Source organism: Wolbachia endosymbiont (group A) of Cephus spinipes (genome assembly GCF_964026895.1).
In the GTDB taxonomy this organism is placed as follows: domain Bacteria; phylum Pseudomonadota; class Alphaproteobacteria; order Rickettsiales; family Anaplasmataceae; genus Wolbachia; species Wolbachia pipientis.
Genome location: NZ_OZ034713.1, coordinates 18,484 through 30,190, shown reverse-complemented (window position 1 = coordinate 30,190; position 11,707 = coordinate 18,484). Strand labels below are relative to the sequence as shown.

Annotated in this window: 12 protein-coding genes and 1 other RNA gene; 8 read left to right on the top strand and 5 right to left on the bottom strand. The window is 33.3% G+C overall.

All coding sequences use genetic code 11. The features are described from left to right. Position 1 precedes the first annotated feature (1 nt). The gene (locus AAGD59_RS00135) at positions 2-649 is read right to left on the bottom strand and encodes an O-methyltransferase (RefSeq protein ID WP_015589357.1); all 648 of its coding nucleotides are present in this window, start codon (positions 647-649) and stop codon (positions 2-4) included. A 251-nt stretch (positions 650-900) separates the two neighbouring features. Here AAGD59_RS00135 and AAGD59_RS00130 point away from each other — a divergent pair, with 251 nt between their 5' ends. Further along, the gene (locus AAGD59_RS00130; RefSeq protein ID WP_007551133.1) at positions 901-1,179 is read left to right on the top strand and encodes a DUF2671 domain-containing protein; all 279 of its coding nucleotides are present in this window, start codon (positions 901-903) and stop codon (positions 1,177-1,179) included. A 29-nt stretch (positions 1,180-1,208) separates the two neighbouring features. Here the strand turns inward: AAGD59_RS00130 and AAGD59_RS00125 are convergent, their stop codons facing one another. From AAGD59_RS00125 to ssrS, 3 genes are all read right to left on the bottom strand, one after another. Then, positions 1,209-1,895: a DsbA family protein gene (locus tag AAGD59_RS00125; protein ID WP_015589356.1), complete on the bottom strand. Its 687-nt coding sequence runs from the start codon at positions 1,893-1,895 to the stop codon at positions 1,209-1,211. Between the two features lie 53 nt (positions 1,896-1,948). Beyond that, positions 1,949-2,410 (bottom strand): type II toxin-antitoxin system RatA family toxin, encoded by a 462-nt coding sequence (locus AAGD59_RS00120; RefSeq protein WP_041573611.1) that lies wholly within the window; start codon positions 2,408-2,410, stop codon positions 1,949-1,951. 19 nt (positions 2,411-2,429) lie between these two features. Continuing rightward, positions 2,430-2,591, bottom strand: a non-coding RNA gene (gene ssrS, locus AAGD59_RS00115) — 6S RNA. A 101-nt stretch (positions 2,592-2,692) separates the two neighbouring features. Between ssrS and AAGD59_RS00110 the strand changes: the two genes are divergently transcribed. Further along, entirely contained in the window at positions 2,693-3,283 is a 591-nt protein-coding gene (locus tag AAGD59_RS00110) for a phospholipid-binding protein MlaC (protein WP_015589354.1), read from the top strand. Continuing rightward, complete coding sequence (locus AAGD59_RS00105) at positions 3,280-4,569, top strand: bifunctional folylpolyglutamate synthase/dihydrofolate synthase (RefSeq protein WP_264953985.1); 1,290 nt, start codon at positions 3,280-3,282, stop codon at positions 4,567-4,569. The genes AAGD59_RS00110 and AAGD59_RS00105 overlap by 4 nt, the downstream gene beginning before the upstream one ends. On the opposite strand, the gene AAGD59_RS00100 is transcribed toward AAGD59_RS00105, so the two are convergent. Continuing rightward, a complete protein-coding gene (locus AAGD59_RS00100; protein ID WP_265028068.1) occupies positions 4,537-5,499 on the bottom strand; it encodes a J domain-containing protein in 963 nt (320 codons plus the stop codon). The two genes, AAGD59_RS00105 and AAGD59_RS00100, sit on opposite strands and share 33 nt — an antisense overlap. Before the next feature lie 624 nt (positions 5,500-6,123). Between AAGD59_RS00100 and recA the strand changes: the two genes are divergently transcribed. The 5 genes from recA to AAGD59_RS00075 all read left to right on the top strand — a co-directional run bounded on the left by recA (position 6,124) and on the right by AAGD59_RS00075 (position 11,673). Continuing rightward, positions 6,124-7,191 (top strand): recombinase RecA, encoded by a 1,068-nt coding sequence (recA, locus tag AAGD59_RS00095; RefSeq protein WP_341812922.1) that lies wholly within the window; start codon positions 6,124-6,126, stop codon positions 7,189-7,191. 187 nt (positions 7,192-7,378) lie between these two features. Then, positions 7,379-8,071, top strand: coding sequence for a phosphatidylserine decarboxylase (locus tag AAGD59_RS00090; protein ID WP_007548750.1), 693 nt, complete (start codon positions 7,379-7,381; stop codon positions 8,069-8,071). Then, positions 8,068-8,838 carry a CDP-alcohol phosphatidyltransferase family protein gene (locus tag AAGD59_RS00085; RefSeq protein WP_015589351.1) on the top strand — a complete coding sequence of 257 codons (771 nt, stop codon included), beginning with the start codon at positions 8,068-8,070 and terminating at the stop codon, positions 8,836-8,838. Before AAGD59_RS00090 ends, AAGD59_RS00085 begins: the two co-directional genes overlap by 4 nt. Before the next feature lie 22 nt (positions 8,839-8,860). Continuing rightward, positions 8,861-10,204: an alanine/glycine:cation symporter family protein gene (locus AAGD59_RS00080; RefSeq protein ID WP_015589350.1), complete on the top strand. Its 1,344-nt coding sequence runs from the start codon at positions 8,861-8,863 to the stop codon at positions 10,202-10,204. A gap of 2 nt (positions 10,205-10,206) precedes the next feature. Next, positions 10,207-11,673, top strand: a complete 1,467-nt coding sequence (locus tag AAGD59_RS00075; protein ID WP_015589349.1) for an alanine/glycine:cation symporter family protein — start codon at positions 10,207-10,209, stop codon at positions 11,671-11,673. Positions 11,674-11,707 lie beyond the last annotated feature (34 nt).

Here is an 11,707-nt window from a genome sequence, read left to right as displayed (position 1 = left end):
CTTATGTTAGCTTTAAAGCTACAGTCATTCCTTCATCAGTTGGAATCAATATAGAGAAATATTTTTTTTCATCTGATAATCTATTATTAAACTCCCTCATAGCATGCCATGATTTTTCTGATACTTCTTTTGGAGGCGATTCTAAAAATACTGTGTTAAACAATAGAGTGTTATCTGCAACGATTAGCCCATCTTGTTTAATGTATGACTCTGCCCAATCTAAATATTTAGGATAACCACCTTTATCAGCATCGATAAATATCATGTCAAATGGTGCTTTTGCTGATAATTCATTAAGTTTTTCCAATGCATTGCCTTCTATTAGAGTAATTTTATCACTCAGATTAAAAGCACTAAAATTTTTTTTTGCTATTCTTGAGTATTGAGGGTTATTTTCTATTGTATATATGTGACCATCTTCCAGTAGAGCTTTTGCCATGCAAATCGACGAATAACCGTATAACGTGCCAATCTCAACAATACTTTTGATTTTATGGATTTTTATAAATAAACTTAATAGCTTTCCTTCTTCATGGCCGATCTGAATATGTTGCTTTTTTTCAAGAATACAATATTCTTCTATTGTTTTAAATTCTTTTGCAAATAGATTTCTTATGTATGACAATTTTATACTAAAATTATTACGCATAGATTATAAATTAGGGAAGCTTAATTCATACACAATTTATAAATATAATAATATAGTTTGAAATAATAAAAACATTTATTTTAAGTTATTATTTCATAGTATAAAATTTTAAGTGACAAGAATTATTATATATTGTACTATAGTTAACTAGTATAATAAGCAGTCGATTATTGTGCTGGAATTAAAGAGATTGTTTATGCGCATTTCTCTTTATTAAAATATAATTTTTATAATCAATTAGAGGGGGTTATATGTCTTATACTATTGCTAGCGAAGTTGAAACGTTAAACAAAAAATCTAACAAGAATGAAGGGGTTATGTTACTAAATAATCCAGCTTATCGTGAAAAGTATAAAGAACGTTTTGATGAAGCTCAGAGAAAAGTTATGGATATGGTTCAGTTTTATGATGGAACAATAGTATTAATAGAGAATAAAATTGCTATGTATTACTACGCTTGGCACAGTAAAAAAAGAGAATTTGAGCGTAAAAAACAACAAACAGTCGTAAAAAACAATGACTCAGCATAGAGTCTTTTATATGGTAAGCTACAGTGGTATTACTTCACTATAGCTTTTCCATATAATTTATCTATTACATCAGTGAGGTATTTCAGCTCTTTATACCCTTCATGTTTAACTTTATTATGCTCTATATATGACTTACCATCGTTAAGCTTGATGAAAAATATTGGGGTAGCTGTGATACCAAGTTTATTAATTGCCAGTGATTTATCATTTATGATTTTATCCATAATTTTCTTATCATTAATGCATTGGTTAAATGCATCTTGCTTTAAGTTGCTTAGTGCAGCAATTCTTTGTAGTAAAGTCAAATCACTTAAATTGTAGTAATTCCACGAATCTATTGAGTTAAAAACAGCTTTGTTAAAATTAAAGTAGTCTTCTTGTTTTTCGTAGCAATGACTTAGCATTGCAGCCTTTAGCCCTCTGTAATCCAAAGGAAAATGACGAAATATATATAACATCTTACCTGTGTCTATATATTTCTCTTTTATTTTAGGAAAAACATTCTTATGAAAAAGAGAGCAGTGATAGCAAGTTAATGAAGCATATTCTATCATTAGAATTGGTGCTTTTGGATCTCCTAATAATTTATCATCGGGTAATAGTGATAGTAACTCCTTTGATGTTATTTCATTAGTTTCTTTTTGAATATGTTGGTTAACAACTGCATAAGAATTAACACTTATAAAAATTGATAAAAGCAATAGTCTAAAAATCATTACGATATAAATACTTAACTTACTAAAAAAATTATATATTTATATAAATAGTGTCAAGGTAACTTTTGTTTAGCAAGGCTTTCAGCCCTGTCTTTAAATGCAGCAATTATTTTACTTTGTGTATATTTATATACTGAGTTTAATAGGGTTGAAAATGAGTTGGACTTAAACTTAAACTCTATATAAAACTTTACCATAGTTTTATTTTCATCTATGGGAATGAATTGCCATTTATTGCATAGATGTTTAAATATTCCATTTGATGATACAGCTTTTATCCAACCTTCGTTTGTTCTACTTGGAGAAAGAAAGGTTACCTCTGATGTATATCTTCCTTTAATTCCATGAAAAGCTGCTAGAAGGTCCACAACCATTTGATTGTCAATTTTTTCTTTTATATAAACGGCTTTGCACCAAGGAACAAAATCAGGATACCTTTCAACATCAATTACAATTTGGAATACTTCATTAGGCGAACATAGGAAGGTACCTTGTTCTCTGTATTGATGAAGCATAAATTTAGTACCAATCAAAAAAGGATCCGTATCTACCGTCAGCCTTAGTAGATTCCTGAGACCTGAAGTTAAGGTGGGCATCGCATATTAGTTTCAACGAAACCAGCAGAGGCAATTCCCTTCTCTAGAAATTATCGCTCGGGAAATTTAACTTAACTCATAACGCATAGCACAGACCCCTACTTGAATTATAGATGATTTACACAGGGCATGTCTATAGGTATATTAAAGTCAGTAATTGTTATTTAATCTTTATTAAACTTTGCATTTTAAGTATATCTTATGAATATTACTAAAGTTTTAATCATTATTGTTTTTATTGTAATTTCTTCAAGTGCTTACACTAATTGTACAGATCACAAAATTTTTGTGCATACTATGAAACAACAAGTAGACAGCATATCTACAAAAGGAAATAGAAAAAACCTAGAGCATGTACACGAAAAGCTTCAGGAGGTCATTCAGAATAATGTTAACCTCAAAGAAATATCTCGATTTGTCATGGGAAAATATTGGGTTTTGACTACCCGGAAGGAAAGGGAAGATTTCTTAAGAGAGTATGAAGTGTATCTTACACGTTTGTGCGTTAAAATTTTATCTAAATACATGAGTAATAGTGAAATGATCATAATGAGTACAAAAGCAGTTGACGATGAAACTTGCTTAATTGGCACAAGGTTCTCTTACGGTGATGAAGAATTTACAAATATTGATTTTAAAGTTACTAAAAATCACAGTTCTTTCTTGATAAGTGATGTTGTAATGAGTGGAATAAGTATTGCTATTAATCAACGTTCTCAATTTAGTGAGAAGATTGACACGCATGGCATAGCAAGTGTGATAGGTGAATTAAAATGTAACAATAATCTATGATATATATGCCTCATTGGCCTAAGCCACTTGGTAGCAGGCCGAATGATTTTTCTCTTGATCGCATAAAAAGCTTTCTTAGTAAACTAGATAATCCCGAGAAAAAAGTGCCTCCCGTAATTCATATAGCTGGAACTAATGGGAAAGGCTCAACACTAGCATTTATAAGATATATAATGCAAGCAGCAGGGTATAAGGTACACGCATACACTTCTCCACATTTGGTGAATTTTAATGAAAGAATAGTTATTGCAGGCAGTTATATCGACGATAATGAATTATATAGCTTGTTAGAAGAATGCCGTGCCGTAATTGCAGAACAACCTATCACTCTGTTTGAAGCTGCAACTATTGCAGCTTTTTTAGCTTTTTCTCGTCACAAAGCCGATATAACTTTAATTGAAGTGGGTATGGGTGGAAGACTTGATACAACAAATGTTATAGATAGTCCGATTTTAACAATAATTACTTCCATTGCACTTGATCATACGGAATATCTTGGCCCTACTATAGAAATTATAGCAGGTGAAAAGGCTGGAATAATGAAACCTAATGTTCCTTGCGTGATAGCACCACAAGAAAAATCTATAATGAACACGCTAGAATACCACGCAATAAATAAGAAATCTCCCTTATATAGAGGAGGTTTTGAATGGAATTGCAAAAAAAAGAACAACAAAATGGTTTTCCAATCAGCTATTCAATCAATAGAATTTCCTTTGCCGTCTTTAAAGGGTGATCACCAAATAATCAATGCAGGCAATGCTATTGCAGCATGTAGCATTTTGAGTGGAAAATATGGATTTGATATTGGAGAAGAGGATATCACTTCAGGTTTACAGTGCACTTATTGGCCTGCACGACTGGAGCGTATAAAAGAGGGCAATTTAATTTCTTTACTACCAAAAGATTGGCAATTATTTTTAGATGGTGCGCACAATAATGATGGTGCTAGAGTACTATTTCAGTGGGTAAAAGATAATTTTGCTGAAGGTATCTATATAATTTTTGGTGTTACTCGTAACAGAAATGTGGAAGAGTTCTTAGAGCACTTAAAGCCATATATCAAGCTACTATGTGCGGTTTGTGTTAAGTCTGAGCCCAAAGCAACAAATACAAACTTGATTAGGGAAAAAGCCAATAACATAGGAATAAAAGCAATTGAGTGTGAGTCAATTGGCGATGCAATATCAAATCACATATTAAAAGCCTCTATCCAAAACGTCAAAACCATACTAATCTGTGGCTCATTGTTCCTAGCTAGAGACTTCGCTATGGAGAATAGCTAACTTTGATGATATTAACTGACCGATGGGGAAATAACTTTGATTGCTCATAGTACTGCTTGGCTTTTCGTTATCGACTTCTATAAACTGATCATCACCTTTAAATTGCTCCTCAATTGAATTTATAGCTGTCTTTTTGAGAATATAATTACTTGCAGCATTTAAAATAGGTGAAGTAACAATTAAAAGCGTGAATGGTAATGAAAGTAATAAGCCGGATAACATCATAGAGTTAGTTATACCAAAGCCGTTGGCAACTAAATCTAATCCCACACCGAAAAACATTAAAGATGTACAGATTGTGTTGCTCAAAATAACTGAATTTTTTAGCCACTTTAATTTAGTCCTATCACTCTTTGAAAAATTTTCGCATTCTTGGTCAAAGTTAAACAATAATAAAATATTAGTCTGATGATTAAACTCTTTCCCATTTCTAGTATAAATGCTCTTAACAGCTAGACTCAAAATAGATCCTGCTAACAAGGGAGCAAGAAAACCTACTGCTATTGGTACATTAGAAGAAATACCATTAATTATTAAAAATGCAATTGATGTGAAGGATACTAAAAGAACTCCTAAGAAATTTGAATAAGAAGAATATTTTACATAAGCAGTTACATTATTGTTAATTGACTGCTGCTTATTATAGAGTTTATTTCTGCACTTATCATCTAAGTATTTTTGCAATTCTTCATAACTGCGACTCCACAACTTACCGCGTAATTCTTTTATTAAATTATTTCTTTTATTGAGACCTTTCTCCAATGGCTCTATTATAAATTCTTCAAAAAATGGCTTATTTAATGCAATAACCTTAAATTTCTCCTCCGCTTCTTTATTGTTTGGGTTTTTATCTGAGTGATATTTTAACGATAATTTACGGTATTGTTGACTAAGCTTTTTCTTAATATTCTTAATGTCAGAATTTACCACATCCTCCTTTTGAATATTAAATGTTAAAAACAACTGCTTTAAAGCGTGGTACTCATTTTCATTCAAAACATTTCTAGCCACATTACACCTACAAATTAACTAACTATTAATGTTCTATAATATACATATTTCCAAACTATGTCAATTATTTCATAAATATCTTTGGTAAAAATTATTTCTGTTATGACTAGCATGATAAGTGTATGAAGCGACTAAAATTGTCATTACAGCGCTTAGTGTACGACAGTGCTCCAACATTTAGGGTTGCAGTTTTCATGGCAGATCTGAGTAGCTGACCCATCTAAGAGGTGTCATTCAAGTAGCTGACACTGGAATGGCTTTGTTGCATCGCACCTTATACGGTAGTAATTTACAATAAATTCATGTAGCCATTTCGAATTTAGTCATTTCAGTGTTGGCTACTTGGATGACACCACCTGCTATGCTGCAAATTGCAACGTTCGTACACTAAAGTATAGTGTGTTACTAACGAAGGCAAACAAATATCTGCTTTATGAAAACGTTAATATTTTTCATTGAAATAATACATAAATACTAGAAAAACCTTGGCAGGTTATTCGCGTTTGATTATCATAGAGAATTATATAAATTAATAAATGATCTATGGCAAGTAACCCAGAAGAAAGAAATAGTGATAAACAAAAAGCGCTAGATAACGCAATAAGCCAGATTGAAAAAGCATTCGGTAAAGGTGCAATAATGAAGTTGAAGCAAAACCCTGTAGAAAAAATAGACACAATATCCACAGGATCAATTGCGCTTGATTCGGCTCTAGGTGTTGGAGGTCTGCCAAAAGGGCGTATAATTGAAATATTTGGCCCCGAGAGTTCTGGTAAAACCACTCTTGCCTTGCACGTGATTGCTGAAGCACAAAAAAAAGGAGGATCATGCGCATTTATCGATGCAGAACATGCATTGGATGTCTTATATGCTCGTAAACTTGGGGTAAGCACTGATGATTTAGTGATTTCACAACCAGACACTGGAGAGCAGGCGTTGCATATTGTTGAGTATTTAGTGTGTTCTGGTGCGGTTGATGTGATAGTTATTGACTCTGTCGCAGCATTAACTCCAAGAGCTGAAATTGAAGGTGATATGGGTGATCAACATATGGGGCTGCAAGCAAGGCTTCTAAGTCATGGGCTACGGAAACTAACCTCTGCCGTTTCAAAAGCGAACTGTGTATTGATATTTATTAATCAAATTCGTATGAAAATAGGAGTAGTGTATGGAAATCCTGAAACTACCACGGGTGGAAATGCATTAAAATTCTATACTTCTGTAAGGCTTGATATAAGAAAAGTTGGTGTAATAAAAGACAAAGAAAATATTACAGGTAATGAAACAAGAGTTAAAGTTGTAAAAAATAAAGTTGCTCCTCCATTTAGAGAAGCGAAATTTGATATAATGTACAATGAAGGTATATCAAAACTCGGAGAAATAATAGATATGGGAGCAAAGCTTGGTGTGCTTGAAAAAGCAGGCGCTTACTATTCATATAACAACACACGTCTTGGGCAAGGAAGAGAGAATGTAAAAACTTACCTAAAAACAAACAAAGAAGTCGCAAATGAAATAGAAACGAAAATCAGAGATTTACTCAGAAATCATGATAATTCTATCATAATAGACGAGGATAGTGAGCAACTTTTAGAAGAATCAGTTTTCTGATCTAAACTTAGGCATTAGATTTTGTGTTGGACGGGTTGTTACAGTATGACGGTAATTCTATGTGCTAATATAACAATCTGTAATGTTACCTTGTATCAAAAAGACTTTGCTGAAGCAGTTAAAAAAAGCTTTTCATGAGAAATTATAAATGATAAATTGTTAACAATAGGTTATTGTTAATAAGATTATGTGTTTTGGTTTACCTAATATAAACAGGGAAGGTTATTCATTTATAGTAGTTTCCTTTATAGTAACGTGTATAGCATTCTCTATATCTTGGGGGTTTGGCGTTACGTGCTTGTTTCCGACATTATTGTGTACTTATTTCTTTCGTGATCCAGCAAGAGCTGTGCCAAACAATAAGAATCTTATATTAAGTCCTGCTGATGGTGTGATTTCAAAAATTGAAGAAGTTAATTATCCTTTATCAGCAGAAAACGGAGAGGAGAAGAAGTTTACGCTTGTTAGCATATTTTTAAGTGTTTTGAACGTCCATGTGAACCGTATACCAATATCTGGTACGATAAAGGAAATGAGTTATAAAAAAGGCAAGTTTGTATCCGCAATGAGCAATAGGTCTAGTAATGAAAATGAAAAGCAGGTTATTGTAATTGAATACGAAAAGGGGAAAGAAATTATTGTGGAGCAAATAGCTGGATTAATTGCACGTCGTATCGTTTGTAATTTAGGAATATCCCAGAACGTAAAAGCAGGTGAAAGGTTTGGAATTATAAGGTTTGGCAGTAGAGTGAATATCTATGTTCCTGCTGATACAGAAGTCAGAGTTTCAGAAGGGCAAACTGTTATTGGTGGTGAAACAATTATAGCAAACTTAAATAAGGAAAACGTTCAAGAGAAGCTTACTTTTGACGTTATATGAATAACGATGGAAGTAACAGTAGATTCTTACCTATTACTAAATTATTCCCAAACTTTATAACTTTATTGGGTTTATGTTCTGGTCTCACTTCACTTAAATTTACATTTAATGAACAATGGGAATTCTCAGTAATTTTTATCATCATTGCAGCAATAATAGATGGAATGGATGGCAGAATAGCTAGAATTCTAAAATCAACTAGCGATTTTGGAGCCCAGCTTGATTCTTTTGCAGATTTTCTAAATTTTGGTGCAGCGCCTGCATTTCTTTTGTATTTTTGGAAGCTAAACGAAATCAAAGTCATAGGTTGGATTTTAGTAATGATATACGTAATCTGCATATCAATAAGACTTGCAAGATTTAATGTTTCGCTACACTCAGAACAACCATACTGGGAAAAATTTTTCTTTTCTGGTGTTCCAGCTCCAGTGTGTGCTTTACTTTCTTTGTTACCAATAATTATTACCTTTCAATCTCATGAGAGTGAATACTTACTTCTCATAGAGCGATTTTTTAACACAAGAAACGTAGCTTGTTACTTTCTGGCCATTTCATTTTTTTCGATAAGTCACATTCCAACTTTCTCTGCAAAATATATTTATATTCCCAAAAGCCTATCCTATATATTTGTGTCATTTTTTGGAGTACTTATTGTATTTTTCATCAGTAAGCCCTGGATGACTCTACCAATTTTAGGTATAGTGTATACACTTACTATTCCAATAAGCATCGGGTTTTACATATATTTTACATATAAAACTCGTTAGCTAACAAAAAATAGAAAACTGCATGATTTTGAAGATAAGTGAACTATTAAATTCATTTCTGTATATAAAGATATTCAACATTCCATTTATAATTATTTGGGTAATTGCAACTGGAATCTTTTGTACTGCCCAGTTCAAATTCATTAACTTTAGGTTACTTAAATATGGAATACAGACGCTATTCAATCTAAAGTGTAATAACAGCAACAATGGCATAATCACTCATATTCAAGCGTTTGCAACAGTAATTTCAGGAACAGTTGGTCTTGGAACAATATCAGGAGTTGCAATAGCTATCACAATAGGGGGCCCAAGTGCAGTTTTTTGGATGGTAATTACCGGAATACTTGGTATGTCGATAAAGTTTGCCGAGGTGGTGCTTGCATTTACTTATCGCTCTGAAAATACAACTGGCGGGGCTTTTTATTACATGAAGTACGGGCTTGCAAAAATTGGATTTGCAAAAACTGGTAGATTTCTTGCCTTCACTTATGCGATTATGCTACTTATTGCAATGATTTTGGGCGGTATACCATTTCAAGCAAATCAAATAGCAGCACTATCAAATAACCTCCTAGAATACAACGCATCCATTATTATATCCCTGCTTGTCTTTATTGTAATATTGGGAGGAATAAAGCGCATTGCTTTCGTTTCAACGAGCTTAGCACCAATTATGATAGTGCTATATGTGGGTATGTGTATATATTTAATTTATGTAAACGGAAGTAATTTGCTGAATGCTCTATCCATAATATTCCAAGATATCTTCAATAAATCAGCTATAGGAAGCGGAGTATTGAGCGGATTAATAGCCGGAGTGAGAAGATCAGTGTTTGCTAACGAAGCAGGTACCGGAACAGCAGCTATAGCACATTCAGCTGTAAAAGAAGAAGATCCAATTAAAGTTGGGTGCGTTGCAATGATTGCACCACTTATAGACACAATATTAATCTCATTTTTGACTGGTATTGTGATAATTATCACTGGTATGCATAGCACTGATAACGTGGGTGATATTACACTAATTAGTTCGATATTTTCAACAGCTTTGCCCTTGTTCAGCAAGTTAGTTTTTCCGCTAATGATGTTTTCCTTTGCATTTTCCACAATAATAGCTTATTGTTACTACTGTGAAGTTGCTTTGCTGTATTTATTTGGTAGTAAAAAAATACTGATACCGTTCCAAATTCTTATAGTGGTTTCAGTGTATATCAGTTGTATGTCAAAGAATATAGAATTTATATCTTATCTAGGTGACAGTTTGTTTATGTGCCTTATGATTCCAAATGCTGTTGCAATATATCTACTGAGAAGGGAAGTCTTGAGTACAATAGATTCCTATTACAATTCTAAAAGGTATTAAACATGACTTATAGATTACTTTGTATGGTGTTATTTTGTCTATTGTTTAATGATGCGCATGCTGCTTCAGGTTTTTACGAAAGTTATGACGCTGTGTTGAATGGAATAAATAACTTCATGAATGAAGTGCTGTTTTTCAAGATCCTTTACGTGCCATTTATAATCCTTCTACTAGTTTTTGGTTATGTGTTTCTAACATTACGTTTTGGATTTCTCAACATAAGAATGTTTAAGCATGCATTTGCTATTTTATGTGGAAAATATGACACGAATCACCATGATGGTCATATTACGCATTTTCAGGCATTTATGACTGCACTTTCAAGCACAGTAGGCCTTGGAACTGTTGCTGGAGTCGCAATTGCAGTTTCAATGGGAGGGCCAGGAGCGGTGCCTTGGATGATGATTACAGGTTTTTTTGGTATGTCAGCAAAATTTGCTGAGGTAACGTTGGCGTTTAGACATAGAACAGAAGATCAGGACCAATTGTTTAGTGGTCCCTTTCAGTATATAAGGAATGGTCTGGAGGAATTTGGATTTAAAAAACTTGGTATTGTGCTGGCTGCCATGTATGCAGTATTCTTTGTATTATCAGGTCTTGGTGGAAGTGTAGCGTTTCAAACCAACCAAATGGTTTCCATATTATCTGGCTATTCAAGTTGGGTAGATGGTCACTCTTGGTTTCTTTCTTCCATAATCTCTGCGCTGCTTGCTCTAGTGATTATTGGTGGAATTAAAAGGATAGCTAGAGTATCTTCTGCACTAGTGCCTATTATGTCACTTATATATATCTTTAGTTGTATTATTATTATTGCATTTAATATTCATAACCTTGGTTATACGTTGAAAATATTATTTTCCACTATGATAGATTTCAATGCTGTTGGCGGAGGGATGGTAGGAGCATTTGTTGCTGGAATTCAAAGGGCAATCTTTGCCAGCGAAGCGGGTGTTGGTTCTGCTTCAATTACTCATGCAACAACTAAAGATGAAGAACCAGTAAGAACAGGGCTTGTTGCAATGATAGAGCCGTGTTTTGATACAATGCTCATTTGCTGTTTAACTGGAATAACGATAGTAATAACAGGTGCATACCAAACAGGTGTTGGTGAGGGAATATTAATTACTCAAAAGGCATTTGAGACAGTTTCTCCATGGTTTCCTATCCTTCTAACAGTAGCTGCTCCTTTGTTTGCATTTTCTTCGGTAATTTCATTTGTATATTGTTGTGAAATGGGGTGGCTATATTTATTCGGTGCAAAAAGTATAGTGATATACCGCATAGCGGTAATAATTGTGGCGTTTTTCTCTGGCCTTTCTAAAGATATAATGGCTATTGCCAATATCGGTGGAACTTTGTTCTCTTGTTTAGCTTTGATCAACATGACAGCGCTTATACTGTTTAGCAATCAGATTAACGATGAAGTTCAGTGCTACCTAAAAAGGCTGAGGAATAATAAAATTAATTAAATTTTGGCATATGAAGGTACAACAACAGATGTCA

Bases quoted from the DNA above. Each gene is read 5' to 3' on its own strand.
- AAGD59_RS00135 (WP_015589357.1), bottom strand. From the start codon at position 649: ATGCGTAATAATTTTAGTATAAAATTGTCATACATAAGAAATCTATTT.
- AAGD59_RS00130 (WP_007551133.1), top strand. From the start codon at position 901: ATGTCTTATACTATTGCTAGCGAAGTTGAAACGTTAAACAAAAAATCT.
- AAGD59_RS00090 (WP_007548750.1), top strand. From the start codon at position 7,379: ATGTGTTTTGGTTTACCTAATATAAACAGGGAAGGTTATTCATTTATA.
- AAGD59_RS00085 (WP_015589351.1), top strand. From the start codon at position 8,068: ATGAATAACGATGGAAGTAACAGTAGATTCTTACCTATTACTAAATTA.
- recA (WP_341812922.1), top strand. From the start codon at position 6,124: ATGGCAAGTAACCCAGAAGAAAGAAATAGTGATAAACAAAAAGCGCTA.
- AAGD59_RS00080 (WP_015589350.1), top strand. From the start codon at position 8,861: ATGATTTTGAAGATAAGTGAACTATTAAATTCATTTCTGTATATAAAG.
- AAGD59_RS00105 (WP_264953985.1), top strand. From the start codon at position 3,280: ATGATATATATGCCTCATTGGCCTAAGCCACTTGGTAGCAGGCCGAAT.
- AAGD59_RS00125 (WP_015589356.1), bottom strand. From the start codon at position 1,895: ATGATTTTTAGACTATTGCTTTTATCAATTTTTATAAGTGTTAATTCT.
- AAGD59_RS00120 (WP_041573611.1), bottom strand. From the start codon at position 2,410: ATGCTTCATCAATACAGAGAACAAGGTACCTTCCTATGTTCGCCTAAT.
- AAGD59_RS00075 (WP_015589349.1), top strand. From the start codon at position 10,207: ATGACTTATAGATTACTTTGTATGGTGTTATTTTGTCTATTGTTTAAT.
- AAGD59_RS00110 (WP_015589354.1), top strand. From the start codon at position 2,693: ATGAATATTACTAAAGTTTTAATCATTATTGTTTTTATTGTAATTTCT.